This is a genomic window from Planktotalea sp. (assembly GCF_018607965.1).
Classification (GTDB): Bacteria; Pseudomonadota; Alphaproteobacteria; order Rhodobacterales; family Rhodobacteraceae; genus Planktotalea.
Genome location: NZ_JABBAM010000123.1, coordinates 1 through 26,847 on the forward strand (window position 1 = coordinate 1; position 26,847 = coordinate 26,847).

30 protein-coding genes, 1 tRNA gene, 2 pseudogenes and 1 riboswitch are annotated in these 26,847 nt (G+C 53.0%); of the genes and pseudogenes, 13 read left to right on the top strand and 20 right to left on the bottom strand.

Annotated features, from left to right (window positions below; genetic code table 11):
- The 5 genes from QZ279_RS11365 to QZ279_RS11385 all read left to right on the top strand — a co-directional run.
- Positions 1 to 445: SDR family oxidoreductase (locus QZ279_RS11365; RefSeq protein ID WP_293450923.1), on the top strand; the 445-nt coding region annotated here is incomplete at its 5' end.
- A 91-nt stretch (positions 446 to 536) separates the two neighbouring features.
- A tRNA-Gly gene (locus QZ279_RS11370) sits at positions 537 to 611 on the top strand.
- A 121-nt stretch (positions 612 to 732) separates the two neighbouring features.
- Positions 733 to 2,553 carry an ABC transporter transmembrane domain-containing protein gene (locus tag QZ279_RS11375; RefSeq protein WP_293450925.1) on the top strand — a complete coding sequence of 607 codons (1,821 nt, stop codon included), beginning with the start codon at positions 733 to 735 and terminating at the stop codon, positions 2,551 to 2,553.
- 352 nt (positions 2,554 to 2,905) lie between these two features.
- Positions 2,906 to 3,079: a LysM peptidoglycan-binding domain-containing protein gene (locus tag QZ279_RS15780; RefSeq protein ID WP_366513955.1), complete on the top strand. Its 174-nt coding sequence runs from the start codon at positions 2,906 to 2,908 to the stop codon at positions 3,077 to 3,079.
- A gap of 175 nt (positions 3,080 to 3,254) precedes the next feature.
- A complete protein-coding gene (locus tag QZ279_RS11385) occupies positions 3,255 to 5,135 on the top strand; it encodes an acyl-CoA synthetase (RefSeq protein WP_293450927.1) in 1,881 nt (626 codons plus the stop codon).
- 74 nt (positions 5,136 to 5,209) lie between these two features.
- On the opposite strand, the gene QZ279_RS11390 is transcribed toward QZ279_RS11385, so the two are convergent.
- The 5 genes from QZ279_RS11390 to QZ279_RS11410 form a co-directional block, all read right to left on the bottom strand.
- Positions 5,210 to 6,442 (bottom strand): mandelate racemase/muconate lactonizing enzyme family protein, encoded by a 1,233-nt coding sequence (locus tag QZ279_RS11390; protein ID WP_293450929.1) that lies wholly within the window; start codon positions 6,440 to 6,442, stop codon positions 5,210 to 5,212.
- A complete protein-coding gene (locus QZ279_RS11395; RefSeq protein ID WP_293450931.1) occupies positions 6,439 to 7,524 on the bottom strand; it encodes a zinc-binding dehydrogenase in 1,086 nt (361 codons plus the stop codon). Before QZ279_RS11395 ends, QZ279_RS11390 begins: the two co-directional genes overlap by 4 nt.
- A 77-nt stretch (positions 7,525 to 7,601) precedes the next feature.
- On the bottom strand, positions 7,602 to 8,813 hold the full coding sequence (locus QZ279_RS11400) for a TCR/Tet family MFS transporter (RefSeq protein ID WP_293450933.1): 1,212 nt from the start codon (positions 8,811 to 8,813) through the stop codon (positions 7,602 to 7,604).
- Between the two features lie 87 nt (positions 8,814 to 8,900).
- Complete coding sequence (locus QZ279_RS11405; protein ID WP_293450935.1) at positions 8,901 to 9,755, bottom strand: sterol desaturase family protein; 855 nt, start codon at positions 9,753 to 9,755, stop codon at positions 8,901 to 8,903.
- Complete coding sequence (locus tag QZ279_RS11410; RefSeq protein WP_293450937.1) at positions 9,749 to 10,054, bottom strand: helix-turn-helix domain-containing protein; 306 nt, start codon at positions 10,052 to 10,054, stop codon at positions 9,749 to 9,751. The genes QZ279_RS11405 and QZ279_RS11410 overlap by 7 nt, the downstream gene beginning before the upstream one ends.
- A gap of 116 nt (positions 10,055 to 10,170) precedes the next feature.
- Here QZ279_RS11410 and QZ279_RS11415 point away from each other — a divergent pair, with 116 nt between their 5' ends.
- The 4 genes from QZ279_RS11415 (at position 10,171) to QZ279_RS11430 (ending at position 11,453) form a co-directional block, all read left to right on the top strand.
- Positions 10,171 to 10,380, top strand: coding sequence for an AraC family transcriptional regulator (locus QZ279_RS11415; protein ID WP_293450939.1), 210 nt, complete (start codon positions 10,171 to 10,173; stop codon positions 10,378 to 10,380).
- A gap of 144 nt (positions 10,381 to 10,524) precedes the next feature.
- The gene (locus QZ279_RS11420; RefSeq protein ID WP_293450941.1) at positions 10,525 to 11,034 is read left to right on the top strand and encodes a GyrI-like domain-containing protein; all 510 of its coding nucleotides are present in this window, start codon (positions 10,525 to 10,527) and stop codon (positions 11,032 to 11,034) included.
- Positions 11,034 to 11,180, top strand: coding sequence for a hypothetical protein (locus QZ279_RS11425; RefSeq protein ID WP_293450943.1), 147 nt, complete (start codon positions 11,034 to 11,036; stop codon positions 11,178 to 11,180). The genes QZ279_RS11420 and QZ279_RS11425 overlap by 1 nt, the downstream gene beginning before the upstream one ends.
- A 63-nt stretch (positions 11,181 to 11,243) precedes the next feature.
- Positions 11,244 to 11,453, top strand: a complete 210-nt coding sequence (locus QZ279_RS11430; RefSeq protein WP_293450945.1) for a hypothetical protein — start codon at positions 11,244 to 11,246, stop codon at positions 11,451 to 11,453.
- A 75-nt stretch (positions 11,454 to 11,528) separates the two neighbouring features.
- On the opposite strand, the gene metK is transcribed toward QZ279_RS11430, so the two are convergent.
- The 8 genes from metK to miaB form a co-directional block, all read right to left on the bottom strand.
- The gene (gene metK, locus QZ279_RS11435) at positions 11,529 to 12,710 is read right to left on the bottom strand and encodes a methionine adenosyltransferase (RefSeq protein ID WP_293450947.1); all 1,182 of its coding nucleotides are present in this window, start codon (positions 12,708 to 12,710) and stop codon (positions 11,529 to 11,531) included.
- A 6-nt stretch (positions 12,711 to 12,716) separates the two neighbouring features.
- Positions 12,717 to 12,764: riboswitch (SAM-SAH riboswitch) on the bottom strand.
- A gap of 33 nt (positions 12,765 to 12,797) precedes the next feature.
- Entirely contained in the window at positions 12,798 to 14,258 is a 1,461-nt protein-coding gene (gene lnt / locus QZ279_RS11440) for an apolipoprotein N-acyltransferase (RefSeq protein WP_293450949.1), read from the bottom strand.
- Between the two features lie 3 nt (positions 14,259 to 14,261).
- Positions 14,262 to 15,164 (bottom strand): hemolysin family protein, encoded by a 903-nt coding sequence (locus QZ279_RS11445; RefSeq protein ID WP_293450973.1) that lies wholly within the window; start codon positions 15,162 to 15,164, stop codon positions 14,262 to 14,264.
- A 48-nt stretch (positions 15,165 to 15,212) separates the two neighbouring features.
- Positions 15,213 to 15,701: an rRNA maturation RNase YbeY gene (gene ybeY, locus QZ279_RS11450; RefSeq protein WP_293450951.1), complete on the bottom strand. Its 489-nt coding sequence runs from the start codon at positions 15,699 to 15,701 to the stop codon at positions 15,213 to 15,215.
- Positions 15,702 to 15,764: 63 nt separating this feature from the next.
- The gene (locus tag QZ279_RS11455; RefSeq protein WP_293450975.1) at positions 15,765 to 16,745 is read right to left on the bottom strand and encodes a PhoH family protein; all 981 of its coding nucleotides are present in this window, start codon (positions 16,743 to 16,745) and stop codon (positions 15,765 to 15,767) included.
- Between the two features lie 163 nt (positions 16,746 to 16,908).
- Complete coding sequence (locus tag QZ279_RS11460; RefSeq protein ID WP_293450953.1) at positions 16,909 to 17,214, bottom strand: hypothetical protein; 306 nt, start codon at positions 17,212 to 17,214, stop codon at positions 16,909 to 16,911.
- 11 nt (positions 17,215 to 17,225) lie between these two features.
- Positions 17,226 to 17,723 carry an OmpA family protein gene (locus tag QZ279_RS11465; protein WP_293450977.1) on the bottom strand — a complete coding sequence of 166 codons (498 nt, stop codon included), beginning with the start codon at positions 17,721 to 17,723 and terminating at the stop codon, positions 17,226 to 17,228.
- Positions 17,724 to 18,185: 462 nt separating this feature from the next.
- Positions 18,186 to 19,508, bottom strand: a complete 1,323-nt coding sequence (gene miaB / locus QZ279_RS11470; RefSeq protein ID WP_293450955.1) for a tRNA (N6-isopentenyl adenosine(37)-C2)-methylthiotransferase MiaB — start codon at positions 19,506 to 19,508, stop codon at positions 18,186 to 18,188.
- Positions 19,509 to 19,641: 133 nt separating this feature from the next.
- On the opposite strand from miaB, the gene QZ279_RS11475 reads away from it, so the two are divergent.
- Positions 19,642 to 20,511 (top strand): hypothetical protein, encoded by an 870-nt coding sequence (locus tag QZ279_RS11475; protein ID WP_293450957.1) that lies wholly within the window; start codon positions 19,642 to 19,644, stop codon positions 20,509 to 20,511.
- Between the two features lie 71 nt (positions 20,512 to 20,582).
- Here the strand turns inward: QZ279_RS11475 and QZ279_RS11480 are convergent, their stop codons facing one another.
- Positions 20,583 to 21,374 carry an enoyl-ACP reductase gene (locus QZ279_RS11480; RefSeq protein WP_293450959.1) on the bottom strand — a complete coding sequence of 264 codons (792 nt, stop codon included), beginning with the start codon at positions 21,372 to 21,374 and terminating at the stop codon, positions 20,583 to 20,585.
- 6 nt (positions 21,375 to 21,380) lie between these two features.
- Positions 21,381 to 22,610 (bottom strand): beta-ketoacyl synthase N-terminal-like domain-containing protein, encoded by a 1,230-nt coding sequence (locus QZ279_RS11485; RefSeq protein ID WP_293450961.1) that lies wholly within the window; start codon positions 22,608 to 22,610, stop codon positions 21,381 to 21,383.
- 67 nt (positions 22,611 to 22,677) lie between these two features.
- Between QZ279_RS11485 and QZ279_RS11490 the strand changes: the two are divergent.
- Positions 22,678 to 22,796 (top strand): annotated as a pseudogene (locus QZ279_RS11490) (enoyl-CoA hydratase); the annotation flags it as partial.
- Positions 22,797 to 22,911: 115 nt separating this feature from the next.
- Here the strand turns inward: QZ279_RS11490 and QZ279_RS11495 are convergent.
- The 5 genes and pseudogenes from QZ279_RS11495 to fabA all read right to left on the bottom strand — a co-directional run bounded on the left by QZ279_RS11495 (position 22,912) and on the right by fabA (position 25,998).
- Positions 22,912 to 24,147, bottom strand: a complete 1,236-nt coding sequence (locus QZ279_RS11495; RefSeq protein WP_293450963.1) for an ATP-binding protein — start codon at positions 24,145 to 24,147, stop codon at positions 22,912 to 22,914.
- Positions 24,126 to 24,281, bottom strand: coding sequence for a hypothetical protein (locus QZ279_RS11500; protein WP_293450979.1), 156 nt, complete (start codon positions 24,279 to 24,281; stop codon positions 24,126 to 24,128). Before QZ279_RS11500 ends, QZ279_RS11495 begins: the two co-directional genes overlap by 22 nt.
- A gap of 6 nt (positions 24,282 to 24,287) precedes the next feature.
- Positions 24,288 to 24,401: pseudogene (locus tag QZ279_RS11505) on the bottom strand (histidine kinase dimerization/phospho-acceptor domain-containing protein); the annotation flags it as partial.
- Positions 24,402 to 24,656: 255 nt separating this feature from the next.
- Positions 24,657 to 25,199, bottom strand: coding sequence for a heme NO-binding domain-containing protein (locus tag QZ279_RS11510; RefSeq protein WP_293450965.1), 543 nt, complete (start codon positions 25,197 to 25,199; stop codon positions 24,657 to 24,659).
- A gap of 289 nt (positions 25,200 to 25,488) precedes the next feature.
- A complete protein-coding gene (fabA, locus tag QZ279_RS11515; protein WP_293450967.1) occupies positions 25,489 to 25,998 on the bottom strand; it encodes a bifunctional 3-hydroxydecanoyl-ACP dehydratase/trans-2-decenoyl-ACP isomerase in 510 nt (169 codons plus the stop codon).
- A gap of 144 nt (positions 25,999 to 26,142) precedes the next feature.
- On the opposite strand from fabA, the gene irrA reads away from it, so the two are divergent.
- Complete coding sequence (gene irrA / locus QZ279_RS11520) at positions 26,143 to 26,568, top strand: iron response transcriptional regulator IrrA (protein WP_293450969.1); 426 nt, start codon at positions 26,143 to 26,145, stop codon at positions 26,566 to 26,568.
- Positions 26,568 to 26,847, top strand: a 280-nt coding sequence (locus tag QZ279_RS11525) for a metallophosphoesterase (RefSeq protein WP_293450971.1), incomplete at its 3' end; no start/stop codon positions are given. The genes irrA and QZ279_RS11525, both read left to right, overlap by 1 nt.

Here is a 26,847-nt window from a genome sequence, read left to right on the forward strand (position 1 = left end):
GATCGTGAACACCGCCTCGCGCGCGGGTGCGATGTGGCGCGAAAACTTGAACGAAGTGAAGGCGCTGATGGCGTTGGATGTTGCTGATTTGAGCGGGTTTGTCACCCAGCGCGATATAAGGTCAACGCGGGCCTATAACCTGTCAAAAGAAGCGTTAATTGTGATGACCATCGCGCGAACCGAAGACATGATTGCGCGCGGACTTCGAATGAACTCGGTCAGTCCCGCAGCTGTCAGCACGGGGATTCTGCAAGATTTCGCAACTGCCTTTGGAGAAAAAATGGCCAAAAACGTTGCGCGCGCTGGACGACCCGGAACTGTGGACGAGATTGCGGACGTCATTGTCTTTTTGTCCTCACCTGAGAGTGCATGGATCAAGGGGCAAGACATTGTCATCGACGGCGGCATGAGTGCAATGGGAGTGCGTGATGCGCTGGATCTTTAGGGTGCAATTTTTTTACCGAAACTTCTCCGTATATCTGGGATTGCGATACTTGACGGCCAGATAGCTATGAAATATCAGGCCTTCACAGAGAGCGGGCGTTGTGTAATGGTTAAGACCTCAGTTTTCCAAACTGAAGATGCGGGTTCGATTCCCGCCGCCCGCTCCAAAACACTCCCCTTAAAAATATAATGGTCACCTGAGATTGAACGCAGCATGAGACCCTGTCGCCCTTGACGACACGCGCGTGGTCCATTTAATGCGCAGCAATCGTTTTGCAAGGATTTCCAATGGCCTCTGACTCTACCGCGTCGAGCACGCAAGTCGCACCAAATTTGGCGGAAGCGGAACGCGCTAAGTCAAAGGATTTTGGTGCGTTGCGACGGCTTTGGCCCTTTTTATATCCCTACAAGCTGCTGTGTTTGTTTGCGGTTCTTGCTTTGATCCTGACGGCCTGTGTGTCGCTGGTTCTGCCCTTGGCTGTGCGCCGTGTTGTTGATAATTTCGAAACGGTTGATGGTGGCATCTTAGATCAGTATTTCGCGGCTGCCCTCGGGATCGCGGGTTTGCTCGCGGTAGGAACGGCGCTGCGCTATGCGTTGGTCACGCGTTTGGGGGAACGGGTTGTCGCAGATATTCGCAAAGCAGTTTTTGATCGCGTCATTTCGATGAGCCCTGCGTTTTATGAAAACATCATGACTGGCGAAGTTCTGAGCCGGATCACAACAGACACTACGCTTATTCTGTCTGTCATTGGATCGTCGATTTCGATTGCTCTGCGCAATGTGTTGATCCTGTTCGGTGGCTTGATTTTGATGCTGTTCACATCAGCCAAATTAACGGGCCTGGTCCTTTTGTTAGTTCCCGCAGTGATCGTGCCGATCTTGTTGTTGGGGCGGCGGCTGCGTGTGTTAAGTCGTGAAAATCAGGACTGGATTGCGGCGTCCTCTGGCAATGCATCTGAAACGCTAGGGTCGGTTCAAACTGTCCAAGCCTTTACCCACGAAGCGCAAAGTCAGGCGTCGTTTTCGGACTTTACCGAAAAGAGCTATGAGTCTGCGCGGCGTCGTATCAAAGTGCGGGCTTATTTGACGATGATCGTCATTTTCTTGGTGTTCTCAGGGATCGTTGGCGTTCTGTGGATCGGCGCGCGTGATGTGCGTGCGGATTTGATGAGCACAGGAGCGCTTGTGCAATTCGTAATTTACGCGGTGATGGTTGCGGGCGCGGTTGCCGCGCTGTCAGAAATCTGGAGCGAACTTCAACGCGCGGCTGGTGCGACAGAGCGTTTAGTCGAATTGCTGGACGCTGAGGATACAGTGAATGATCCTGATCAGCCCATCGCCTTGGCGGACCCTGTGCGCGGTGAAATCACGTTTGACAATGTGTCGTTTCGCTACCCGACACGGCCTAATGTTGCAGCACTTGAAGATGTGAACCTAGAGATCTCAGCTGGTGAAACGGTCGCGTTTGTTGGCCCATCTGGTGCGGGTAAGACGACGATCATTCAGATGATCCAACGGTTCTATGATCCCAAATCTGGTGAAATTCGCATCGACGGTGTGCCTTTGCCAAAGATGGATCGCGATGCGTTTCGCAAGCATATCTCACTGGTGCCACAAGACTCGGTGATCTTTGCGGCCTCTGCGCGTGAAAACATCCGCTTTGGTCGACCTGACGCCACGGATGCAGAGGTGGAAGTCGCGTCAAAAGCAGCCGCTGCGCATGCGTTTATTTCTGCACTGCCAGATGGCTATGACAGCTACGTGGGTGAGCGCGGCGTAATGCTGTCGGGTGGTCAAAAGCAACGTATCGCGATTGCGCGTGCGATCTTGCGCAATGCGCCTGTGTTGTTGCTGGATGAAGCGACAAGTGCATTGGATGCGGAAAGTGAACGTGCGGTTCAGCTTGCGGTGGATGGATTATCTCAAGGACGGACAACGTTGATTGTGGCCCACCGTTTGGCGACTGTGAAGAAGGCGGATCGTATTGTTGTGCTGGACGCGGGCAAGATCGTTGCGATCGGCACGCATGATGCTTTGGTTGCTGAAGATGGACTTTATGCGCGTCTTGCACGGCTGCAATTCACAGCCGGGTTTGACGACGTTTGATTTAGGCTTACGCCTGTTCCCTCTTGTACCTAGGCTGGGTGCGCGTCGCAGTCGCTCAGATTTAATCAAGGAGGGACCGTATTATGGGTTTGTGGAGTTTTGCAAAAGACGCGGGTAAGAAATTGTTTGGTGGCGATGATGAGCCATCAGTCGATGATCTGAAAAAAGAAGTTGCTGATCTGGGTCTAGAGGCCAAAGATCTCGACATCAAAGTTGAAGGTGACAAGGTCCGTATCGCTGGTGTTGGCCGGTTAGCCCGTCCATTCGCGAAAAGATCATTCTGGCAGTTGGCAACGTCACGGGAATTGGCGCTGTTGAAACCGACGAAGCCGATGACGGCGACGCAGCACCTGTGTTCCATACTGTGGAAAAGGGCGACACGCTATGGGCCGTTGCTGAAAAAGCGATGGGCAATGGATCCAAATACACGGCTATCTTTGAGGCCAACAAACCGATGCTAAGCCACCCAGATAAGATCTATCCAGGTCAGGTTCTGCGCATTCCACAAGAAGGTGTTGAGGCGTAAGTCCTACCTTTTTAAGACTAAGAGTAAGAAGGAGCGGCTTTGTCGCTCCTTTTTTGTGCGCAATTGCGAAACTATGCTTGGGAAACCTTGCGTTTAAAGGCGTGGGCGCACATCTTAGCCGCAAGGCGCATGGGTTTGGACGCATGCGGAATTTAGGCTCAGGGGAGGAGTAGCCATGGGATTTGCATCCATTGCAGATAAGATCGCTTTAGAGACGGAAATGCCGTGGTCAGAGCGCGATGTGCCGACTACGTTGTACGAACTTCTAAGCCGAACAACGGCCAAGTTTCCTGATCGCCCTGCGGTCAGTTATCAGTTGTTTTCTGGACCAACCGACAAAGCGGAAACGCTGTCGTGGTCCGCGCTGCATGATAAAACCGTGCAAGCGGCCAACCTGTTTCGCAAACTTGGTGTGGGTGAAAAGGACGTTGTCGCCTATATTTTGCCGAACGCGAATGAAACGACGATTGCTTTGTTAGGTGGTATGGTTGCGGGAATTGTGAACCCGATCAACCCGCTTTTGGAGCCAGAGCAAATCGCATCCATCTTGCGCGAAACTGGCGCAAAGGTTGTTGTGACTTTGAAGGCATTCCCAAAGACGGATGTGGGTCAAAAGACAGCCGAAGCTGTGCGTCATGCACCAAGCGTGAAAGCAGTTCTTGAGGTCGATTTGAACCGCTATTTGACGCCACCTAAAAGCTGGATTGTTCCTTTGGTGCGCCCAAAGAATCCAAACACGCATCATGCGAAGGTGATGTATTTTAACGCAGAAATTGCCAAGCAAAACACGACACTTGATTTTGCAGATAGTAAAGCAGATCGCGTTGCGGCCTATTTCCACACGGGCGGTACGACGGGCATGCCCAAAGTGGCGCAACACACCTATAATGGAATGATCTATAACGGCTGGTTGGGTCACGAATTGCTTTTCACCGAAGAGGATAACGTGATTTGTCCGCTGCCTTTGTTCCACGTTTTTGCGGTGCATGTGATCTTGATGGCGGCTATTTCGAGCGGTGCGCATGTGGTGTTTCCGACCCCACAAGGCTATCGCGGCGAAGGTGTGTTTGATAACTTCTGGAAGCTTGTTGAACGCTGGAAGATTAGTTTCATCATCACGGTTCCAACTGCGATTTCCGCACTTATGCAGCGTCCGATTGATGCGGACGTGAGCACAGTAAAGACCGCGTTCTCTGGATCTGCACCGCTGCCTTTGGAGTTGTACAAGCGGTTTGAAGCCGCAACAGGTGTTCAAATTGTAGAGGGTTACGGATTGACCGAGGCGACGTGTCTTGTGTCGATCAACCCACCAGAGGGCCACAAGAAAGTTGGTTCAATCGGGGTAACTTTCCCGTACTGCGATGTCAAAATTCTACATAATACGCCTGATGGACCGATAGAGTGTGCGATCGACGAAGTCGGTGAAATCTGCATCTCTAACCCGGGTGTGCGCGTGGGAGCGACCTATACAGAAGTCGATAAAAACCGCGATCTCTATCATGGGTACTATCTACGCACGGGCGATCTGGGTCGGTTTGATGAAGATAAGTATCTGTGGATCACTGGCCGTGCGAAGGACTTGATCATCCGCGGTGGTCACAACATTGATCCTGCAGAGATTGAAGAGGCATTGCTGGGTCATGAAGCCGTCGCGTTTGCGGGTGCCATTGGTCAGCCAGATGCGCACGCGGGCGAAGTACCTTGTGCGTTCGTTGAGCTGGTCGCGGGTGCATCCGTGACGGAAAAAGAACTGTTAGAGTTCTGCAAGAGCCACGTTCAAGAACGTGCCGCGCAGCCCAAGCATATGACGATTTTGGAAGAGCTTCCGAAGACGGCGGTGGGCAAGGTGTTCAAGCCTGATCTGCGAAAAATGGCGATTACGCGTGTCTATGATGCAGCGCTTGAAAAAGCAGGTGTCGCGGCGCAGGTCGTCTCTGTGATTGACGACAAAAAGCGCGGTTTGGTTGCGCAAGTGTCAGCGTCTTCGGATGATGATGCTGCGATCACGGCAATCTTGGGTGATTTCATCCGGCCGTGGGAGCGTGCAGGAGCGTAAGCGAATTTTCTCGAAAATTCGGAGTCTCGGCCCTAACGAGCCGAAAGTTTATTTAGAAAGATGAAGAGCGTGCGTCAGTCTTTTGGGGCCGGCGCACCGCCTTCATAATTATTCCCATTCGCGTAATCACATGGGTCTTCTTGCATTTGCAGATGGAGACCGTCGCCCGTGTAGGGGTGCGCGCGTGCGAGGGTTTCGTCTACGTCTATACCAAGGCCCGGTGTTGTGGGGGGCGTGATAAAGCCGTTGTCTACGCGGATCGAGCCCTTGATTAACGCATCATGGAATGGTGTCTCAATCGTTTCGGCCATCAGGATATTCGGGATCGAAGTTGCGAGATGGATGTTCGCCGCCCATTCAATTGGACCAGCATAGAGATGCGGAGCCATTTGCGCGTTGAAGACTTCGGCAATCGCGGCAGTTTTTTTCATTTCCCAGATACCACCTGCGCGCCCCAAAGCAGGTTGCAGGATTTCGGCAGCACCCGCGCGTAGGACGGTGGCGAACTCTGACTTGGTTGTCATACGCTCGCCCGTCGAAATAGGGATGCGCACGTTGCGCGCAACGCGGGCCATGTCCTCGATGTGATCGGGGGGTGTCGGTTCTTCGTACCAAAGGGGGGAGTAGGGTTCCAGCGCTTGACCAAGGCGGATCGCGCCTGCGGTGTTGAACTGGCCATGTGTCCCAAACAACAGGTCTGCTTTGTCGCCCACCGCTTCACGGATGGCTTTGCAGAAAGCGACGGAGCGCGTGATGTCGCTCATGGCGGGCATATGGCCCCCGCGCAATGTGTAGGGGCCAGCGGGATCGAATTTTACGGCCGTATAGCCACGCGCAACCGCATCGGCAGCGGATTCAGCGGCCATTTCGGGGCTGGTCCAGAAATCTGTGAGATCGTGATGGGGAAGCGGGTAGAGGTACGTGTAGGCGCGGATGCGTTCGTTCATCTTGCCGCCAAGCAATGCGTAGACGGGGCGTTCGCGAGCTTTGCCAAGGATGTCCCAGCACGCGATTTCTAAGCCAGAGAACGCGCCCATGACGGTAAGGTCTGGGCGTTGTGTGAAGCCGGAAGAATACGCACGGCGGAACATTAGTTCGATGTTTTCGGGGTTTTCGCCCAGCATATGGCGTTCGAAGACGTCCTCGATCACGCCTTGCATGGCCTCTGGACCGACGGAGGAGGCGTAACATTCGCCCCAACCCGTTATGCCTGTGTCTGTCGTAACCTTGACAATGATCCAATAGCGACCACCCCAGCCGGGTGCTGGGGGGGCGGTGACGATGATGTCTAGGTCTTGCAGCTTCATTTGAACATGATCACATTGCGTTTCGCGGAGCCTGATTTGGTGTCTTCAATTGCCTCGTTGATTTGATCAAGCGCCCAGCGACCTGAGATGAGTTCATCCAGCTTCAAGCGACCTTGGCTATACATATCCACCATCCAAGGGATGTCGCGTTGGATCACCGCGTCACCCATTTTGGAACCGATCATGGATTGACCAACGGCCGCGAAATTAGCGGCCTCGTATTGAGATGTGGCACCTGTTGCGGGCATGCCGACCATGATGACTTTGCCGCCGTACGCTAAATAGCGCGCGGCGTCTGTGTAGGCTGCTGCAACACCGACGGTGACGATAACCGCATCTGCGCCGCGTCCCATGGCAGCTTTTGCAGCGCGCCACGGGCTGTCACCCGTTGCGAGAACGCCGTCCGTTGCGCCGAATTCTTTGGCTATGGCAAGCTTTTCGTCGCTCATATCGACCGCAACGATGCGGCGTGCACCTGCGATGCGCGCACCTTGGATTGCGTTTAGGCCGACGCCGCCTGCGCCAATGACAACGACGTCTTGACCCGCTTTCAGCTTGGCCGCGTTCACCACTGCACCGACGCCTGTGATGACGCCGCATGCGAGCAAGGCGGCGGCATCTTTGGGAATATCATGGGCGATTTTGACGACTTGGCGCTGATCGACGACGACTTTTTCGGCGAAGGCACCGCACGCCATGGCTTGGTGCAACTTACAGCCGTCAGCTGTTTTCAAAGGACCGTGGTCGCCGTCGTAGGGCGTTTCGCACAAAGTCGGTGCGCCGCCCGCGCAACACACGCAATTGCCGCAGGATCGAATGAGGGTGACAACGACGCTGTCACCCTGCGCAAGACCGCGTACACCGTCGCCCAGGTTGGTGATAATGCCTGCCGCTTCATGGCCGTAGACCGCTGGAAGCGATCCGCCCCAAGCACCGCCCGCATAAGAAATGTCGGAATGACAGATCGCACAGGCGTCTAGCGTGACTTCAATTTCGCCCATTTCAGGCGCGCGCAGTTGCACGTCGTCGATGGACAAAGGGGCACCAAATTCATGGCAAACGGCGGCTTTGATTGTCGGCATAGTGTTCTCCCAAACTTGGTCTTAAGGTTTACCAAGTGGGCAGGACAGACAAGCCCGTTTCCGACATTTTGCAGCTTTTATGACGCGGCGGAAGAGCGTTTGCGCATTTGGAAAATCACGACTGCAATCATCATCAGCGTGCCAGCGATGATAAAGGGGGCACCTGGCAGATAGACGGGGGCTTCTGGCGCGGTGAAATAGGCAAAGCTGCGGGTCATCACGAGGGGGGCCATGATCGCAGCTAGGGAGTTCACCGATGTCAGCACACCTTGGAATTCCCCCTGTGCATCGTCGCTGACGCGGCGCGACATGATGCCTTGCAGTGCAGGCATTCCGACGGCACCGAGTGCGGTGAACGGAATGAGCAATAAAAGTATATTGCCTGATGTGATCCCTGCGACGATGAACAGGGTGGTTGCTTCTAACGCGAGGCCGATCACCACGGTTTTACGATGTCCAAACCGGCGGATTGAGGGTTGGACAAGCGCGCCTTGCACGAATGCAAAGCACAGGCCGAAGACCGCAAGGGAGACGCCGATCATGCTGGGGGACCACTCAAATCGTTCCACGCCGTAGAAGGCCCAGACAGAGGGGTAAACGACGGTTCCGATTTGGTAGAAGAAGTAGACCAACAAGAGGGGCCCAAGACCAGGGAAGCTAGTGATGGATTTGAATGCACCGAAGGGATTGGCGCGTTTCCAAGTAAAGGCGCGACGGGTCGCGTCGGTGACGCTTTCGTGCAGCACAAACCAGCCGAGGGCAGCGTTTGACATGGCGAGGACAGCGGCGGCCCAGAAGGGCGCGCGCGTGCCAAATTCGGCAAGAAGACCACCGACGACAGGGCCAAGGACAAAGCCAATGCCAAAGCCTGCACCAATCAGCCCAAAATTTGCAGCCTTTTCATCTGGTTTGGACACATCTGCCATATAGGCGGCGGCGGTCGCGTGGGTAGCTGCGGACACGCCACCTATGATGCGTCCTACGAAGAGGATCCAAATGCTGCCTGCAATGGCGGATAGGGCATAAACGATGGACATAATAACAAGAGAGATCACGAGGATAGGTTTACGCCCGTACTGATCGCTGAGGGATCCGATGATGGGACCGAACAGGAATTGCATCACGGCAAATGTGGTTGCGAGGATGCCTCCCCAGATCGCGGCCTGGCTCAGGTTGCCGCCGTCTACTTCGCGCAGAAGATCGGGCATAACGGGCATGATCAGGCCGATGCCCATAGCGTCAATCGTGACGGTTGCGACGATGAAAAAGATGGGCAGGCGTGAGGACATGGGCGTGCATCGCTTATGTGATGGAAGCTGTCAGGCTAAGGGGCAAGGGCGCGAAACGCCATCGCAATTTGTGTGGGGTGCGTCGCGTTAAGCACAGCAGGTTTTGGTGAATGGCCAAGCGAGTTGGCGGCATAAGCTTTGTGCTTTGGGAAAGCTGAGACTGGCGGCAAACAGGCCGATAGTTTTGGGTTCGGATTGGACACTGGGCTTTAAGAAAGTTCCGAAGAATTGATCCCAGATCACAATCGCGCGGCCCAGATTTTTGGTGCCTTCTTTGGGGGAGGCTGAGTGATGCCAGCGGTGCAGTTCGTTAGTGTTGAAGAGATAGTTCAGCGCCCCGAAATCGAACCGGATATTGCTGTGCTGGAACAGCACGATTGGCAAGGTCAACGCGGCATAGGCCAGCAGTGCGTCTTGGTTGAACCCCAACAAAAGCGGCGGCGTGAAAGCTAGAAGATAGGTCGCGATGTGGTTTAGCGGATGGAAGCGGAAGTTGTTCAATGTGTAGAGGCGCTCGGGGCTGTGGTGCATTGCCCAAAGGCGCGGGTAACGGTGGTGTGCCCAATGGCTGATCCATGCACCGAACTCTATCAGGAGGGTGACAAGTACGACTTCGCTCCAGAAGAGAAGGGCGAGGCCGACTTGCATTTCGGGCAAAAGCATGAGGATGACGAAGGGCATCAGGAATTTGAGCACGCCGTCTAGGAGTCCAAAGATCAGCACAAAAGATGTTATGTCGCCGCCTGTTTCGCCTTGGCCCTCGTTCCAATCGCTATGCAATGGGAAGAGGCGTTCCATGATGAGGGACAGTGCGATCAGGACGATGGCTGCGACGGAGAGGATCAAGGCTTGGGATGGATTCGATCTTGTGGCGGCGAAAAGCGCCACCATGATGGCGATAAGACCAAGCAAGAAAGCTTGGGACAAGGCTCTCGTTAACATTCTGGTTCTCCTTCAGAGGTGCAGCACAGCTGTGTGATTAATCCCGCGATGCTGCTTAGCGATGTCAGGTTCGGTTTTATGATCGTCTTTCGCCCCTGTGCGATGCGTTCGATCACGTTGCCTGCCTCCATTTCGCGCAAATGATGCGCGAGGGTCGAGGGTGGAATACTGGTTTTCTGTGCAAGATCACCAGCGCTTAGCCCGCTTGCCGCATAGGGCATCAGCGCGAGCAAGATATCGACGCGGGAAGGATGTGCGAGGGCCGAAAAGGCCTCGGATATTGTTTGGGATGAAATCATTTTATTAAACTAGTTTGATAGTTTATATATTGCAAGACCTAGATTTTTTCAACTTAGCAAGATTTATCAGTTTGAGTGCGCCTATCAAAGTTTCAGAGTAAACTTGTAGTAGAACAATGACTAAAGAGACCCAAATTCAAAGCACTACCTACTTTGATCGCATTGGCCGCGTCAGCACATATATACATGAAAACCTTGATGCGCCGCTCGATCTTGATACGCTGGCAGATGTTGCTGCGATGTCGCGATTTCACTGGCATCGTGTATATCGCGCTGTGATGGGCGAGACAGTCGCGCAAACGGTAAAGCGTCTGCGCCTTGCATGAGCCGCGTCTGATCTTTCAAACACAACATCAAGGATCCCAGAGGTCGCTAAGCGGGCGGGATATTCCACGGATGTTGCGTTTTCACAGGCTTTTTCCGATGCTTACGGCACGTCGCCCGGAAATTATCGCAAGACAGGTTCGCATATGGAGTTGGTTAACGCTGCGCGTATGGCCAATGCTGGTGCATTCCCGATGCAGATTCGTAACCTCACTGAATCAGCAGGACTTGGGGCGCATCGCACGGGGAATTACATGGGTATTGATCAGGCATTTGGCACCCTTATGGCGACGCTTGGTGACGCGGGGAAAATGGAGGATATGATCGGCGCATACGGTGTGTTTTTCGACGATCCAGAGTCGATCCTGGACGCTGAACTGCGCTCTGCGGCGGCAGCACTGTTTGTGCAAGCCGAGGATCCTGTTGGGCCGCTTAAGCCGATAATCATTGAGGGTGGACCCTACGCCGTATTGAGCCACAAAGGTCCGTATTCGGATATGCGCGTGGCCTATGATTGGCTGTTTGGGATTTGGTTGCCTGAAAGCGAATATGAGTTGCGGGACGCCCCGGTTCTAGAGGCCTATCTGAACGATCCGTCCCAAACGGCACCTGCAGAATTGTTGTCAGAAATTCTTTTGCCGATTGAGGTGATCTAATGGAACTGCTGGTCCTTCCCGACATGCCGCAAGAGGTGAAAGCTGTTTTCGCGAGCTACCCAACTGCGGCACAAGCCAAGTTGCACATATTGCGTCGCATCGTTTTTGAAGAAGCAAAGCGTCTTGAAGTTGGCCCGATTCAATAGACTTTGAAGTGGGGGGAGCCAGCGTATCTTACAGCTAAGAACAAATCAGGAAGCACGATCCGTATGGCGTGGAAAGAAAAATTCGCGAACAAATGCACGCTCTTTTTCAACTGCAATACGGATCTGGTTGGTCGTATGAGTGAGGCGTTTCCGCTTGAGTTTCAATACACAGGCAACAGAGCCGTTTCGATTGATTTGGGGAGTGATGTGCCAGAGTTTCCTGCTCGAGCATTGGTCTCTATGGCGCTGACTTATCATCGGGATCGTGCATAAAGATGACGGGTCCAAGACGCAAAAGGCCCCGCATCAAAATGCGGAGCCTCAAGTGATTTTGATATTCGAGTTGCTTTAAACCGCCTTTTTTAGTGCCTCGATCAGATCTGTCTTCTCCCACGAGAAACCACCATCTGCCTCAGGCTCGCGCCCGAAGTGACCGTAGGCTGCTGTGCGCTCATAGATGGGGCGGTTCATTTGCAGGTGCTCACGAATGCCGCGTGGGGTTAGGTCCATGCATTGTTCGATCGCTTTCTCGATTGCGGTCTCATGTACCTGTCCTGTGCCAAACGTGTCGCAATAGATCGACAGGGGCTTGGAGACGCCAATCGCATAAGACAGCTGGATCGTGCACTTCTCGGCCATGCCGGATGCAACAACGTTCTTTGCTAGGTAGCGCGCCGCATACGCTGCAGAACGGTCAACCTTGGTCGGATCTTTACCAGAGAACGCGCCGCCACCGTGTGGAGCTGCGCCGCCGTAGGTATCAACGATGATCTTGCGACCAGTGAGGCCCGCGTCACCGTCTGGTCCGCCGATAACGAATGTGCCTGTTGGGTTAACCCACCATTCAGTCGCCTCTGTGATCCAACCCGATGGGAGGACTTCACGGATGTAGGGTTCAACGATTGCGCGGATGTCGTCGGATGTCTGATCTTCGTCGCGGTGTTGTGTGGATAGAACGATGGAGGAAACGCCGACTGGCTTGCCACCTTCATAGATCACAGACAGCTGTGATTTTGCGTCCGGACGCAAAGTTGGCTCTGTGCCGTCTTTACGCACTTCTGCTAAGCGACGCAGTATCGCGTGGGAATATTGGATCGGAGCCGGCATAAGGGCGTCGGTCTCGTTGGTCGCATAGCCGAACATAATGCCCTGATCGCCAGCGCCTTCTTCTTTGTCTTTTGCGGAATCAACACCCTGCGCAATATGCGCGGACTGTTCGTGCAACAGATTGGTGATCTCTACAGTTTCGTGGTGAAATTTGTCCTGCTCATAGCCAACGTCTTTGATACAAGCGCGAGCGATGTCTTCGATCTTGCCCATGTATTCTTTGAGCTTGGATTGATCAGCAAGGCCAACTTCGCCGCCAATCACAACGCGGTTGGTCGTTGCGAATGTTTCCGCAGCAACGCGCGCTTCGGGCTCTTCCGTGAGGAAGGCGTCGAGTACGGCGTCCGAAATGCGGTCACAGATTTTATCTGGGTGGCCTTCGGAAACAGATTCCGAAGTGAATGTGTAATTCTGGCGTGTCATGAATAGTGCTCCGGTAGGGTGATCCGCCACGTCAGGAAGCCGTTGTAACGGTGTGTGTGAAGGGTGTATGCCCGCCTGTTTGCCTGGTCAACCTGTGGTGGGACGGTATGGCAAAAGTGTGGCGCAAAAGATGAATAGGAGGGCCAATAGTGCAATACCATCTCCAAACCGCGCATAAAAAGTTGGGTCAGTGCGGGCAGGTAGGGCTTTATCAATGTGTCCAGCTTGGCCAAGAGGAATCCGGTCTAGGACGCGACCATGTGAATCTATCGAAGCTGTGATCCCAGTGTTGGCGCTGCGCAGCAGTGGTAACCCTTGTTCAATTGCGCGAAACTGTGCTTGGACGAGGTGTTGGTAGGGCCCTGAGAATGTGCCGAACCACGCATCATTTGTGACATGTAGCAAGAAGCGCGCGCGCTCGTCAGGGCTGGTCATTTGATGGGGGAACACGGCTTCATAGCAAATGAGGGCTAGCACCTTGCCGAGGGCCCCCAGATCAATCAACTTGGGGCCTTGACCGGGGGTGAACCCACCGACGGCATCGGTCAGTGTGTCCAAGCCGAGTTTGCGAAGCATTGTTTCGAATGGGATGTATTCGCCAAAAGGGACAAGGTGATATTTGTCGTAGGTTTGAGTGATTTGCCCATTGCTATCCAAAAGAACAAGGCTGTTGTACAATCGCATCCCTTCATAGCGCTGCGCACCGATCAGCACGGGCGTGCCATCCGCGGCGTCTGCAATGACTTCTAATGTGCGTTCGGCATCGTTTAGCCAATTTGGAAGTGATGTTTCGGGCCAAACAATGAGATCAGGCTTGGGCATCGCTTGGGTTGCAGTAATTTGGCGGCGAAAAAAGACAGGGGCGTAATCAGGGTCCCATTTTTGGTGTTGGGGGGCATTGGGTTGCGTGAGGCGAATTATCGGAGCTTCTGGATCGGGTGCGGGCGCGTTGTTGAGGCGCACTTGGCCGAGTGTTGCCAGAGTGATCAGTGCGAGGACGGCGACGATTGCCCCCTTTCGCTGTACCCAAAGAATGGGCATTGCAGCTAATACGAGAGTCAGCGCGCCTAATCCGTGTGGGCCAATCCACGCTGCGATCTGTGCAAGGGGGGTATCGATCCACGCGTATGCATGCAGTCCCCATGGAAAACCGGTGAATAGGGTGCTACGTGCATAATCACCAAGCGGCCAAAGGGCGAGGATAGTTGCGATTTTGCCAAGGCGCATGGCCAGCCAAAATGGCAGTGCCCAGAATAGCGCAAGCCCGCCTGCCATACCTATCAGTGCGAACGGGGCCATCCAGCCGGTTGCGGCAAAATCGACAAGGAAGGGTTCAACAATCCAAATGAGCGAAGCAGCAAAATATGCGGCACCTATGGTCCAACCCGTCCACGCTGCGCGCTTGGGGGTTTCACAGGTTTTGAGCAACCAGATAGACAGTGCGTAACCCACAAGGACCAAGGGCCAAATACCGAGCGGTGCTTGGGCGGCCGCAAAACACAAGCCCGCCAAAACGCAAAGCGCAAAGTGCGTGCGCGGTGCCCTCACGGTTTATTCGGCCGGGGGCGGCGCAAGACGCACGCGCAGACGTTTGATCCGACGTGGATCAGCATCGAGAACTTCGAATTCATAACCTGCGGGATGGCGTACCACTTCGCCGCGCGCGGGCACGTGGCCTGCGAGCATGAAAACGAGACCGCCCAGAGTTTCGATTTCCTCGGCGTCGATTTCATCATCCTCAGTCAGATGCACACCGATTGCAGTCTCGAATTCATCGAGTGGTGCTTTTGCCTGAGCGAGGTATTGCCCAGACTTTTCCTGCACCCAAAGCTCTGCCTCTTCGGTGTCGTGTTCGTCTTCTATCTCGCCGATGACCTGTTCGATGAGATCTTCGATGGTCACAAGACCATCAACGCCACCGTATTCGTCGATCACGAGCGCCATATGGCGACGCTCTGTCTGCATCTTGGTCAGTAGAATACCAATGGGCATGGACGGTGGCACATAAAGAAGTGGGCGCAGCATGGCCGTTAAATCAAAGGGAATTTCTTTGCTATTGAAGCCGTGCAGCAGTGCGAAGTCCTTGAGATGGGCAAACCCAATCGGTGTGTCGAGGGTGCCATTGTAAACGGGTAGGCGCGTCAAACCGCTTTCTGTAAAGACCGCGAGAAGTTCATCCTTGGTGGCCGTTTTGGGCACGCATGTGATGTCGGCCTTCGGGATGGCGACATCTTCAATGCGCATACGGCGCAAGTTTATCATGCCGTGGGGTTGAACACGGGGCGCGTTGATCGCGGGGGTGGCGGCTATTTCACTGTCTTGGGACGGGCTAAGCGCAGAGATGACGCGTGAGAAAAAGCCGCCCTCCGCTTCGGGTGGTGTGGCAGGCTGTTGTGTTTGCTCTTCGGGCTGCGCGCTATGCGCTGCTGTAGAGGAACCGTCTGTGTCGCCCATGGCGCGCTGTAATCCTTGTGTCATGCGCGCGATATGCGCTGCTTTTAGTTAATATGGGGTCTCTATACCCAAAGTTCCAAGTATCTGGACTTCGGTTTCCTCCATCAAAGTGGCATCAAGGTCACGGATATGATCATATCCAAGCAAATGAAGCACGCCGTGGATGATCAAATGGGTCACATGGTCTGCCATTGGTTTCCCTGCGGCCGCTGCTTCGCGTTCGCAGGTGTCATAGCTGATTGCTATATCGCCTAGTTCTGCGTCCATTGGAAGCGAGGGTTCGTCGGGTTTTGCGCCATCAATATCGCTGGCACGTTCGTCAGAGGGCCAGGATAGGACATTCGTAGGCGTGGGTTTGTCACGAAATTCGGTGTTAAGGTCGGCGATGCGAGGGTCGTCGCAGGCGAGGATGGCGATTTCGAAGGCTGTGACGTCGAATTTGAGTTGCTTGAGCGTTGATTGCGCGGCTTTTTCAGCGAGCGCACCAAGGTCGATTTGGGACCAACGACCATCTTCAATCAGGATTTCTGTTAGCATTTTTCGACCAAGTTGGGGGCCAGCCCCCAAACCCCCGGGATATTTGTGGAGAGAGGATGCATATCAGGTTTTCTTGCGTGCGAGCATGGCTTCGTGATCAGCCTCGTAAGCCTCAATTATGGCGGCGACGAGAGGGTGGCGTACAACGTCTTTGGAGGTGAAGTAATTGAAGCTAATTGATGTAATCTGGTTGAGTAAGCGTTCAGCATCCGCAAGGCCAGACGGGACGCCGCGTGGCAGGTCGATCTGGGTACGGTCGCCCGTGATCACCATGCGAGATCCTTCGCCAAGGCGCGTCAGAAACATCTTCATTTGCATCGTCGTTGCGTTTTGCGCTTCGTCCAGAACAACAAAAGCGTTGGACAGCGTGCGGCCGCGCATAAAGGCAAGAGGCGCGATTTCGATGCGTTTGTCTTCGAGCAATTTCGTGAGTTGCTTGGCAGGCAAAAAGTCATTTAGCGCATCGTATAGCGGCTGCATGTAGGGATCGACTTTGTCCTTCATGTCGCCGGGCAGATAGCCAAGCTTTTCACCAGCTTCGACCGCTGGGCGCGACAGGATGATTTTGTCCACGTGCCCACCAAGGAACATGGCAACGCCGACCGCAACGGCGATGTAGGTTTTGCCAGTGCCTGCTGGGCCAATACCAAACGCAAGTTCGTTGTCGAACAGGGATTTGATGTATTTTTTCTGTGCCTCTGTTCGGGCTTGGACCGTCTTCTTGCGAGTTTTGATTTCAAGGTGTTCAGTCTTAAAAAGCTCTGCCTGACCGCCCTCACCGACATCTGCGTGGCGTGGGGTTAGGCCCATGCGTAATTCTGCGGTTATGTCTGCAGTTTCAAGGGATTGCCCGTCCTCAAGACGCGCGTATAGCGAACCCAACACTTCTATTGCAGCAGCACGTGCGTCTCTCTCGCCCATGATCACAAGGCGATTCCCGCGCCGAATGATTTGCACTTCTGTTCCAGTTTCGATCTGAGCGAGGTTCTTATCAAACTCTCCACACAGATCAATGAGCAGGCGGTTGTCCGAAAATTCCAACATCGCTTCTGCGGAAGTGGAAAGATCTGGGGATAGGTCTGTCGAGCTCACTCAGGTCTCCTAGCCGATGATTATACTTGTTATTTAGGATAAGTTTTGAATTAAAAAAGACCGCAGCTTAAAAACCTGCGGTCTAAATTCTTTGTTATGGTATTTATGTGACCGATCACTTCGCGAAGAGATCTGTCGCACCACCGCGCCATGGGCCCGTTACAACGTTCGCAGGTGCCGCACCAGAACAGACTGGTTTGCCGTACTTGTCGAGGCGTGCAGACAGATAGCCCTTAAAGCCGTCGTCAATGATCCAGTTATCACAACCGTTTGGATCGACCCAGATACCTGCGATAAGCTGGCTTAGGTCTTTCTTGTCTGTGCCAAAGTCCGTGCCTTTATCAGCAGTTCGACCACCACCTTCATAGGCAGCAAGAGCAGACACAGCAACAAACGCGAGGGAAAATTTTGCGAATTTCATATATCTATTCCTCAGCGAATGAAGATGATTTCGACGCGACGGTTCTTAGACATACCGACGTTCGATTTGTTTGGTGCGATTGGCATACGTTCGCAGTAGCCACGTACATCTGCAACACGAGCGCCTGCGCTGCGTGCGATGTTCGCGATTGTGGCCGCACGGTTGTAAGAGAGGCGCATGTTGTAGTCGTCTGATGCGCGACTGTCCGTGTGTCCTGCAATCACATATGCTGACGCGCTAGAGCTGCGGAAGAAGTTAGCAATTTGTTGGCGACCAGACTGGCTGATGCTGTGACTGTTTGTCGAGAAGAACTGATCGGAGTTCATAACTCCACAAACGTTGCCGCGACGACAAACTGGGATGCCCTGACGACTAACGTGTGGGGTCATATAACCCTTAACACCGTCATCCATAACCCAGTGCTCACAACCATCGGGATCAACCCAGATGTTTGGAATGTAGCGTTCCCCAAGCACTGTGCGCGTCGAGCCCGTCGCAGCACCTTGAATGGCAGTAGCGACGCCCTGAGCGCCACCGTATTGTTGTGTACCGTATTGCTGCGCTGATGCTGTGCTACTGCGCTCAGGCTGACAATTGCTACGCTTTTAGCAACGGTACGAAGTGCTTTGGAAAGTATGTTCGCCACAGCTATCGTCCTTCGTTCTAAATCCCCCCAGAGCAAACCCGTATGAATGGTGTCCATTGTTCTGCATCCCACTAGACATTGTCTACCTCAACAAATCTATGCCTCGTGTGAAGCACAATGTGACAAGAATAGGGCAAGTTCGCCTGCCAAATCAATCATCAAGCGAAAAAAATTGCGCACTTAGAGCGTTCAAGGTGTGTCGAATTTCATTTTTTGAAAAACTAATCGAATACTGAAGGAAGCGATTCGAAAGGTTAAGATGTAATTCACTCGCTCAACACAAGATAGACGTGCGTGGTCTAAGGTCCATCAACGGTGTCGGATCTTAGATCATTGCCCCTGCCAAAGAGTTCCTGACGGCGTCTGTAATATGTGTCTTCACCAGATCACCGACTTTGGCATTGCAATCATTGATATGAACAGCGTGCAGGTACTCTGACTTTCCGACCATCTGCCCTGGATCGCGTCCAGGCTTTTCGACCAGTACGGTGACATCGCGTCCAACCATTTCATTCTGAATTTCAGTTTGCTGGCGCGTGATCAAAGTTTGCAAGCGGTGAAGGCGTTCAGAGGCGACGGCGGCGTGCACTTGCGCGCGTTCTGCGGCAGGTGTGCCGGGGCGGGTCGAGTATTTGAAAGAATAGGCATAGCCGTAGCGCACCTCTTCGATCAGATTGAGGGTAGCTTGGAAGTCTTCTTCAGTTTCTTCAGGGAATCCCACAATGAAATCGCCAGACATAAGAATGTCAGGCCGCGCTTTGCGAATGCGTTCGATCAGTCGCAGGTAGCTATTTGACGTGTGCGACCGGTTCATGCGTTTCAGGATTCGGTCAGAGCCGGATTGCACGGGCAGGTGCAAGTAAGGCATCAGTTTGGCGCAATGCGCGTGGGCATCGATCAAATCGTCTTGCATGTCGTTGGGATGGGACGTGGTAAAACGGATGCGCGCAAGTCCATCGACCTTATCGAGTTCCCAGATCAGTTGCGCGAGGCCCCATTCGTTTCCGTCAGGACCCGCGCCGTGGTAAGCATTTACGTTCTGGCCCAGCAACGTAATTTCGCGCACGCCGCGTTCGACCAGATTTTTGGCCTCATCGACGATGCGTTGCACAGGGCGGCTGACTTCAGCGCCACGCGTGTAGGGAACAACGCAAAAGGCGCAAAATTTGTCGCAGCCTTCTTGAACGGTCAGAAAGGCCGCAGGCGCGCGCTTGGCCTTTGGGCGGTTCTTAAGGGCTTCGAATTTGTCCTCGAGAGGGAAATCTGTGTCGAGCGCCTTTTCACCGCGACGTGTTTTGATCTCCATCTCGGCCAAGCGGTGATAGCTTTGCGGACCGACTACCAGATCGACGGCAGGCTGACGGCGCATGATTTCTGCACCCTCCGCTTGGGCGACGCAGCCAGCGACACCGATTTTCAGGTCGGGCTTGGCTGTTTTGAAAGCTTTCATGCGACCAAGTTCCGAATAAACCTTTTCGGCGGCCTTTTCGCGGATGTGGCATGTGTTGAGCAAGATCATGTCCGCGTCTTCAGGCGTTTTGGTTTCGACGTAGCCTGACGCGCCCAAAGCTTCGCTCATGCGTTCGGAATCGTACACATTCATTTGGCAGCCGTAGGTTTTGATAAAGAGTTTCTTAGTCTCAGCCATGGTATGATACCTTTGGAAAATATGTGCGCTTGGGTCTACTTCGTTCGGCGCGTGTTACATCATAAGTGAGGGCGCTTGCAATGCGCGGGCAAATGGCCGTTTCTAGAAGTATAATCAACCGAGGGATTTGTCCGTGCCACGCTATGCATCGTTGAAAGAGTTTATTTCCAGTGCAAGCGATACGCTCGCTAAAGGGCCTGTCGCACTCATCTTCGTTGAGGATGACGTCGAAATTGGTACGACGTTGCGCCACCATTTCGACTGTGGCTTCAAACAAATCGCTGTGTTTATGCCTGACGCGTTTGATTTGCCTGACGATGTGAGTGTGAAGGCGCATCGGGTCACCTATGATATGGCGGCCGAAGCGGCGATGGAAACCGCTGTGAACGCGGTCATCAACGCCGTTCCAGGTATTTGGTTATATTATTGCTATAACGCTGAATATCTTTTCTATCCGTTTTGCGAGACGCGGTCTGTTGCAGAGATGATCGCATTCAATGTGGAAGAACGGCGCTCGACAATCATGACGTATGTCGTCGATCTCTATGCGAATGACTTGGAGACGTATCCGAACGCCGTATCGCTTGAGAATGTTCACATGGATCGCTCGGGATATTACGCGTTAGCGCGCAACAAGCCGGGAACAGACTGGCCAGAAGAGCGTCAGTTGGATTTCTTTGACGGGCTACGATGGCGATACGAAGAACATGTTTCTGGTGCGAGCCGTAAAATTGATAGAGTGGCATTGATCAAGGCTGTGAAAGGTTTGGAATTGCGACTGAACCACACGTTTAATGTCTCCGAGTACAACACCTATACATGCGAGTGGCATCATAATTTGTCGGCTGCAATTATGTCATTTCGAACCGCCAAGGCGCTTAAGCGAAATCCAGGGTCGACGTTTGATATCGAAACATTCCAGTGGCACAATTCAGCTGCGTTTGAATGGCACTCGCGTCAATTGCTTGATCTTGGTTTGATGGAGCCAGGGCAGTGGTTCTGATCTAGCGGTGGACGGGGGCGCTGCCCCCGCGCGTTTCGCGCTCCCCCGAGATATTTGGAAAAGGAGAAGCGTTAAAGATTGTCTTGTTGGGGCATGCCGAGAACGTGGTAACCACCATCGACACGGACGATTTCACCTGTTGTGCATGCGCCTGCGCTTGAGGCGAGGTAGACGGCGGTTCCGCCAACGGCATCAAGGGTAGCATTAGAGCCAAGTGGCGCGTTTTGATCGGTATGTTTGTAGGTTTTACGCGCACCACCGATGGCTGCACCCGCAAGCGTTTTCATCGGACCCGGGCTGATTGCGTTAACGCGAATGCCGTCGGGACCAAGATCATTGGCGAGGTAGCGCACTGTGGATTCAAGGGCAGCTTTTGCGACGCCCATCACGTTGTAGTTGGGCGTGACCCGGGTTGAGCCCATGTAGGTCAGCGTCAGGATCGTTCCGCCGTTTTCAACCATCAAAGGATGTGCGCGACGCGCAACTTCGATCAGGCTGTAGGCGCTGATATCCATCGAATTTTTGAAGTTTTCGCGGGACGTGTTCAGGATGCGACCTGTCAATTCGTTCTTGTCGGAATAGGCAATCGCGTGGACGACGAAATCGATTGTGTCCCAGCGTTGGCCGAGTTGTTCGAACGCCGTGTCGAGGGAGGCATCATCGGTCACGTCTACATCGACCATGAAATCTGAACCGACGGAGGCCGCAAGGGGTTCTAGGCGTTTGCCGAAAGCATCGCCCTGATATGTAAAGGCCAGTTCTGCGCCAGCCTCTGCCATAGATTTCGCGATACCCCATGCAATGGAGCGTTCATTCGCGACACCCATTATAAGGCCGCGTTTTCCGTGCATGGAACCTGTCATATCAAATCACCCGTGAAATTTCGAAAGCAGCATGGAGCCGTTTGTGCCACCAAAGCCAAAGGAGTTGGTCATCACCGTATCAAGCCCCGCATTGTCGATGCGTTTGGTTGCGATCTCGGCTGCATTAAACGCGGGATCGAGGGTTTCGACGTTGATAGAAGGAATGATGAAATCGTTCTCTAGGGCGAGCAGGCAGTAGATTGCTTCTTGTGCGCCTGTTGCGCCTTGGGAATGACCTGTCATCGATTTGGTCGAACTAACAGGCGGTGTGGAACCGGTCCCGAACACGCGGCGGACTGCTTCGATTTCGCCAACATCGCCGACGGGCGTGGATGTGCCGTGCGCGTTGATGTAGCTGACCTTGCGATCTTCGTTCAAAGTTTTCAGTGCGCCCAGCATCGCACGTTCGCCGCCCTCACCGGAGGGGGCAACCATGTCTGCGCCGTCAGATGTTGCCGAGAAGCCGGTGATTTCGGCGTAGATCTTCGCGCCGCGCGCTTGGGCGCTTTCGAGGGATTCCAGTACTAACATGCCGCCACCGCCGCCGATCACAAACCCATCGCGATTTGCATCAAATGCGCGGGATGCTTTTTCTGGTGTTTCATTATATTTCGAGGACATTGCGCCCATAGCGTCGAACAAGCAGGACAGTGTCCAGTCGAGTTCTTCGCCGCCACCTGTAAACATCGTGTCTTGCAAGCCAAGTGCGATTTGTTGCGCGGCCATACCGATGCAGTGCAAAGACGTGGAGCACGCGGAGGTGATCGAGAAGTTCATGCCCTTGATCTGGTAGGCCGTCGCAAGGTTGGCGCTGACCGTGGAGGACATTGTTTTCGGAACCGCAAAGGGACCGATCCGTTTTGTTGCGCCTGTCTTTAGAACAACCTGATGCGCGGCGAGCATGGCAGAGGTGCTTGGTCCACCAGAACCCGCAATCAAACCTGTCATCGGGTTGACGATCTCTTTTTCTGTCAGCCCAGCATCCGCAATCGCCTGACCCATTGCAATATGTGCGTAGGCAGAACCGGGACCCATGAAACGCAGCGTGCGCTTGTCCACGTGATCAGCAACATTCAGATCAACAGAACCCGCAATTTGCGAGCGAAACCCGTGCTCTTTCATGTCTTCATTGGCGGTGATGCCAGAACGACCCGCTTGCAAAGAGGACAAAACCTCATCCGCATTATTACCGATGCTAGAGACGATACCCAGACCTGTGACGACAACACGGCGCATGGCGCACTCCTTCTTGATGGACTTGGGTGCTGTGTATGCGAGAGGGGGGAGGGGGTGCAAGGGGGAGGTGGATGTTGCTGGTTTCGGACGGCGGAAAACCTGCCTTTGCCGAACGTCGCAATTTGTTCAGCAGTGAGCCAAATGCAAAACATGTCCGCAATGGATGCCGCCTTTGCCGAGGCTGTTGCAGATATGAGCGGGACGTGGATCAGAAAGGGTAGGTGATGATTTTTTCATGCCTGCGTTGTCTCATTCGGTTTGAAAAGATGGCGCGCAATCTCAGCGTAGACTCAAGATAACGTCACAAGCAGGCGCTGATCTCTTGCAGCTTTCTACGGATAGCTGTCACGTTTTCGGTTGCTTGCTCATCTTCGTTCATGGGGTCGCACTGTTCGATAAGGTGGGCATGAGTTGAGATATCCTCAAAACCTAAGACCGACGATGAACCCTTTATGGAGTGGGCTTGCTCAGCTAACGAAACAGCCTCTCCATTCTGTTGTGCGTCGCGGATCATGTCCAGGCGTTCGGAACAATCCAAGATGTATTTTTCGACGAGCGATCTGACATCTTCATAATCAAACATCTCTAGCAGCTCTTTAGATTTTCTAGGCGACATCAAAGAAATCAAGTTTTTTTTACCCGAATCTGATGCAGTTGGCATAGAAGGCCGTTTTTCGTTGTCGTTTCTAACCCTCGTAGAAAGGGCAAGTTCAAGGGCATTCTTTAATTCAACATAAGGGATCGGTTTAGAGAGCACTGTTTCAATCCCGATCGAGCGAGCATCATCCTCAATCGCTTCCATCACGTGTGCAGTTAAAAGAAGTATGGGGGGTAGGACATGGCCCTGCCATTTCTCTTGAATCTTACGAATGGCTTCTAGTCCGTCCATCTCAGGCATCGCAACGTCCATTAAGACGATGTCAAACTTTTCCGGGTCAAATTTTTCCAAGGCAACGCGTCCGTTCTCGGCAAGTTCTGAAACAAGCCCAAGCCGTTCAACGTAGGTCAATAACATCTTCTGATTGATGATGTTGTCCTCAGCGACAAGCACGCGTTCCCCCTCTAATTGGGCCGATTGCAAAAGATCTAATTCGTCGTCTTTCTGAACGATAGCACCCAAGGTGTTTTCTACAATTTTGCCAGGAAGTTCGAACCAAAAAACCGATCCTTCACCGAGGATGCTTTCGACGCCAATTTGGCCGCCGCACCCGTCCAAAATACGTTTGCAAATTGCCAACCCCAATCCGGTGCCCTGAGCGGCAGCAGTCAGTGAGTTTGAAATCTGGGAGATGTCTTTAAAAAGGTCTTTGAAATCGGCTTCGGCAATGCCGATGCCAAAGTCTTCGATGGAGACTCTTAACAGGATGCCTTGATCATCGTCTCTTGTTCCCGCTCGAACAATTATAGGGCCGCCCTCGGAATAGCGGGTCGCATTACTGACTAAATTCGAGATCACTTGTCGTAAATGAGTTGCATCGCCCCAAAAGAGTTCAGGAACATCTGGCGTAACGTCCACTACTGTCGCGCGGTTTTCCATTTTGGGATTAGCGTTAGCAAAGATTTGGACGCTTTTGAGCAATGCACGCAGATCGACGTGTTCTTCTTGAAATACAAAAGACCTGCTTCCATTTTGGAGAAATCTAGAATGTCGTTTACAATTCTACGGAGCACTGCTCCCCCAGATTTTGCATATTCAAGCAGTTCAATTTTCTCCGGATAGGTCTCTTCCAAGCTTAATAAGTCGATCATTCCTAATATTCCACCGAGTGGGGTGCGGATTTCATGGCTCATTGTGGCGACAAAACGACTGCGGGCTGTCGACGCTGCCTCTGCCTGCTCTAATGCAATGACGAGTTCGGCGGTTCTGGAACCAACGGCCTCTTCTAAAGAGGCCGAATATCAGCTAAGCTCTTGGTTTACTAGAAATAGTTCTCGGCTCTTAGCCTCCAAGAGGCTTTTGGCCTCTATGCGAGCGCGTTGTTCGCGCTCATATCTTTTTCGCGAAACCTGATCGCTTAATTTGGTGTCCATAAAACTGCTTTCGCTTTATTGCTCGAGCGTTATTTCAAACTTTGTAGCACTAGCATTTCCGGAAACAGGACATTGGTCAATGGTTGCTGCCTCGTCAAACTGACCTAGGCAAGCTTCGATCATTCCATGGCAAAACTCTACCAATGGATGTGGCGATGAATAGATCATCTCAAGATGTCCGTCTGCCACGCGATCTGTTTTGAAAACCGGAAGTTCGGCATCAGGATACAGCTTCTTGACTTCAACATGAATCTCCCCATCGACCGCTTCAAGCATCTCGAAAGAGTTGTTCTTCCCCTTGAACATTTCAGCATAGTCTTCGACAAAGTGGTCCATAATCCAATGCCCAAATTTGCGTTGAAGATCTGCTGGGCTGATGCCGGAGTGATCACTTAAGGCCGTAACGATCTTTATCAACTCGGAGCAAGGGTAGTTGCCGACAGTGGTAAAGGACCCCCCGTTCTCAAGATCCGCGTTTTCTAAAACATCATCGACGACTGTTTCACCGAAGGCATCTTCTGCCATCTTGATAAGTTCTACAAAAATCGTGCCCTTCATTAGACGCCTTCCTTTTTCCATCGGAACGCTGTGATCGGAACGAGGCCTTTAAGACCTAAGGTTCGAGGACCGATTAGTACTCGCATACCCATTAATAACAACTGTTGCGAAGTTTGATAAAGGAGTTTTCATATGGATGGCAAGACAGAGAGCAGGAACTGAAAGTAAAGTATTTGCCACGATCCTTGAGCAACTTAGCGACCTGGTTCGAATCAAAGTCGGACGCGACCCAACTTATCAATAAAGGACGCGCCAGCTCACTAAGCATTGGGAGATTTTTGAGGTTTCCTTAACTCTCGCTCAACGCCACCTTCATCCCTGTCACTTCGTAGATCACTTCGCCGTCCGCTTCGACGATGCCATCCGCCACACCCATGGTCAAACGACGGGTCTGGATCGCCTTGGTGAAATCAATCTTATAGGTCAGCAATTTGCGATCTGGGCGGACCATGCCCTTTAGCTTTACTTCGCCTACGCCCAAAGCGTAGCCGCGCCCTTGCCAGCCGCGCCAGCCTAGGTTGAAACCTGTGAGCTGCCAAAGACCATCTAGGCCAAGACAGCCTGGCATGATCGGGTTGCAGGGGAAGTGGCAATCAAAGAACCACAAATCAGGCGTAATATCGAATTCTGCTGTGATGTGACCTTTGCCATGCGCGCCGCCATCGCCAGAGCAATCGGTGATGCGGTCCATCATCAACATGGGTGGCGCTGGAAGCTGTGCGTTGCCCTCGCCAAAAAGCTCACCACGGGAACATTTGAGCAAGTCGTCTTTGTCAAAAGTGCTGGGGAAAGTGGACATGAGGGCTCCGATATTTTTGTGTTTCTTTTGTTTAGCATCGTCGCGCGAGAGGGTGCAAGTGAGGGGCGTTTACGCAGTGTGCGTATAGGGAATTGAAAACGGGTCGCAAAAGCGCATATAAGAAGGCAACAGCAAGGACGTGTGATGACAAACGTTTCGACCCAACCCCAAGAGCACGCAGCCAATTGGCTGTCCGGCGCAGGTTTGCGCCCGACCAAGCAACGCCTTGCGCTTGCTGAATTGCTGGTGGGCGATTGCAAGAACCGTCATGTTACGGCTGAAAGCCTGTTTGCGGCGTCCAAATCGCAGGGCGAGAGTGTTTCGCTAGCGACTGTGTACAATACATTGCGTGCGTTTTGCGATGTGGGCTTGGTTCAAGAAGTAACGGTTGACGGATCGAAAAGCTATTTCGACACGAATATCCACGATCATCCTCATTTCTATTGGGAAGACGAGGGGCGTTTGACCGATGCTGTTGCCGAGGATTTGGTGATAGCGGCTTTGCCAAACGCGCCTGAGGGCATGGAGATCGCAAAGGTCGACGTGGTGATCCGCCTTCGCCGTGTCTAATGGCGAAGTTGATTTGGTTCAGTGACCTACATTTTAAATCTAACGGTCTGGAGGTCGACCATGATCCGCGCGTGCGTTTGGACGCGGTGATTGAGTATGTTGGGGCGCACCATAGTGATGCGCAGGCCTGTGTTATTTCCGGGGATATGGTCGAAGATGCATCGCCTAAGATTTATGCGGATCTGGCAACGCGGTTAAAGCGTTTGCCATGTCGGGTTTTGCCGATGGTTGGTAATCATGATGAGCGTTCCCTGTTTCGGGCTGTGTTGCCTTTGCCTG

What these genes read in the sequence shown, in the direction of transcription:
- QZ279_RS11395 (WP_293450931.1), bottom strand. Translation starts at nt 7,524, where the DNA reads ATGCCGACAATCAAAGCCGCCGTTTGCCATGAATTTGGTGCCCCTTTG.
- ybeY (WP_293450951.1), bottom strand. Translation starts at nt 15,701, where the DNA reads ATGCTAACAGAAATCCTGATTGAAGATGGTCGTTGGTCCCAAATCGAC.
- QZ279_RS11390 (WP_293450929.1), bottom strand. Translation starts at nt 6,442, where the DNA reads ATGAAGCTGCAAGACCTAGACATCATCGTCACCGCCCCCCCAGCACCC.
- QZ279_RS11510 (WP_293450965.1), bottom strand. Translation starts at nt 25,199, where the DNA reads ATGAAGGGCACGATTTTTGTAGAACTTATCAAGATGGCAGAAGATGCC.
- QZ279_RS11410 (WP_293450937.1), bottom strand. Translation starts at nt 10,054, where the DNA reads ATGATTTCATCCCAAACAATATCCGAGGCCTTTTCGGCCCTCGCACAT.
- QZ279_RS11485 (WP_293450961.1), bottom strand. Translation starts at nt 22,610, where the DNA reads ATGCGCCGTGTTGTCGTCACAGGTCTGGGTATCGTCTCTAGCATCGGT.
- QZ279_RS11480 (WP_293450959.1), bottom strand. Translation starts at nt 21,374, where the DNA reads ATGACAGGTTCCATGCACGGAAAACGCGGCCTTATAATGGGTGTCGCG.
- fabA (WP_293450967.1), bottom strand. Translation starts at nt 25,998, where the DNA reads ATGTCCACTTTCCCCAGCACTTTTGACAAAGACGACTTGCTCAAATGT.
- QZ279_RS11420 (WP_293450941.1), top strand. Translation starts at nt 10,525, where the DNA reads ATGGAGTTGGTTAACGCTGCGCGTATGGCCAATGCTGGTGCATTCCCG.
- QZ279_RS11385 (WP_293450927.1), top strand. Translation starts at nt 3,255, where the DNA reads ATGGGATTTGCATCCATTGCAGATAAGATCGCTTTAGAGACGGAAATG.
- QZ279_RS11400 (WP_293450933.1), bottom strand. Translation starts at nt 8,813, where the DNA reads ATGTCCTCACGCCTGCCCATCTTTTTCATCGTCGCAACCGTCACGATT.
- QZ279_RS11415 (WP_293450939.1), top strand. Translation starts at nt 10,171, where the DNA reads ATGACTAAAGAGACCCAAATTCAAAGCACTACCTACTTTGATCGCATT.
- QZ279_RS11460 (WP_293450953.1), bottom strand. Translation starts at nt 17,214, where the DNA reads ATGAAATTCGCAAAATTTTCCCTCGCGTTTGTTGCTGTGTCTGCTCTT.
- QZ279_RS11455 (WP_293450975.1), bottom strand. Translation starts at nt 16,745, where the DNA reads ATGTTGGAATTTTCGGACAACCGCCTGCTCATTGATCTGTGTGGAGAG.
- miaB (WP_293450955.1), bottom strand. Translation starts at nt 19,508, where the DNA reads ATGGCTGAGACTAAGAAACTCTTTATCAAAACCTACGGCTGCCAAATG.
- irrA (WP_293450969.1), top strand. Translation starts at nt 26,143, where the DNA reads ATGACAAACGTTTCGACCCAACCCCAAGAGCACGCAGCCAATTGGCTG.
- QZ279_RS11495 (WP_293450963.1), bottom strand. Translation starts at nt 24,147, where the DNA reads ATGGAAAACCGCGCGACAGTAGTGGACGTTACGCCAGATGTTCCTGAA.
- QZ279_RS11405 (WP_293450935.1), bottom strand. Translation starts at nt 9,755, where the DNA reads ATGTTAACGAGAGCCTTGTCCCAAGCTTTCTTGCTTGGTCTTATCGCC.
- QZ279_RS11430 (WP_293450945.1), top strand. Translation starts at nt 11,244, where the DNA reads ATGGCGTGGAAAGAAAAATTCGCGAACAAATGCACGCTCTTTTTCAAC.
- QZ279_RS11445 (WP_293450973.1), bottom strand. Translation starts at nt 15,164, where the DNA reads ATGGGCGACACAGACGGTTCCTCTACAGCAGCGCATAGCGCGCAGCCC.
- metK (WP_293450947.1), bottom strand. Translation starts at nt 12,710, where the DNA reads ATGACACGCCAGAATTACACATTCACTTCGGAATCTGTTTCCGAAGGC.
- QZ279_RS11375 (WP_293450925.1), top strand. Translation starts at nt 733, where the DNA reads ATGGCCTCTGACTCTACCGCGTCGAGCACGCAAGTCGCACCAAATTTG.
- QZ279_RS11425 (WP_293450943.1), top strand. Translation starts at nt 11,034, where the DNA reads ATGGAACTGCTGGTCCTTCCCGACATGCCGCAAGAGGTGAAAGCTGTT.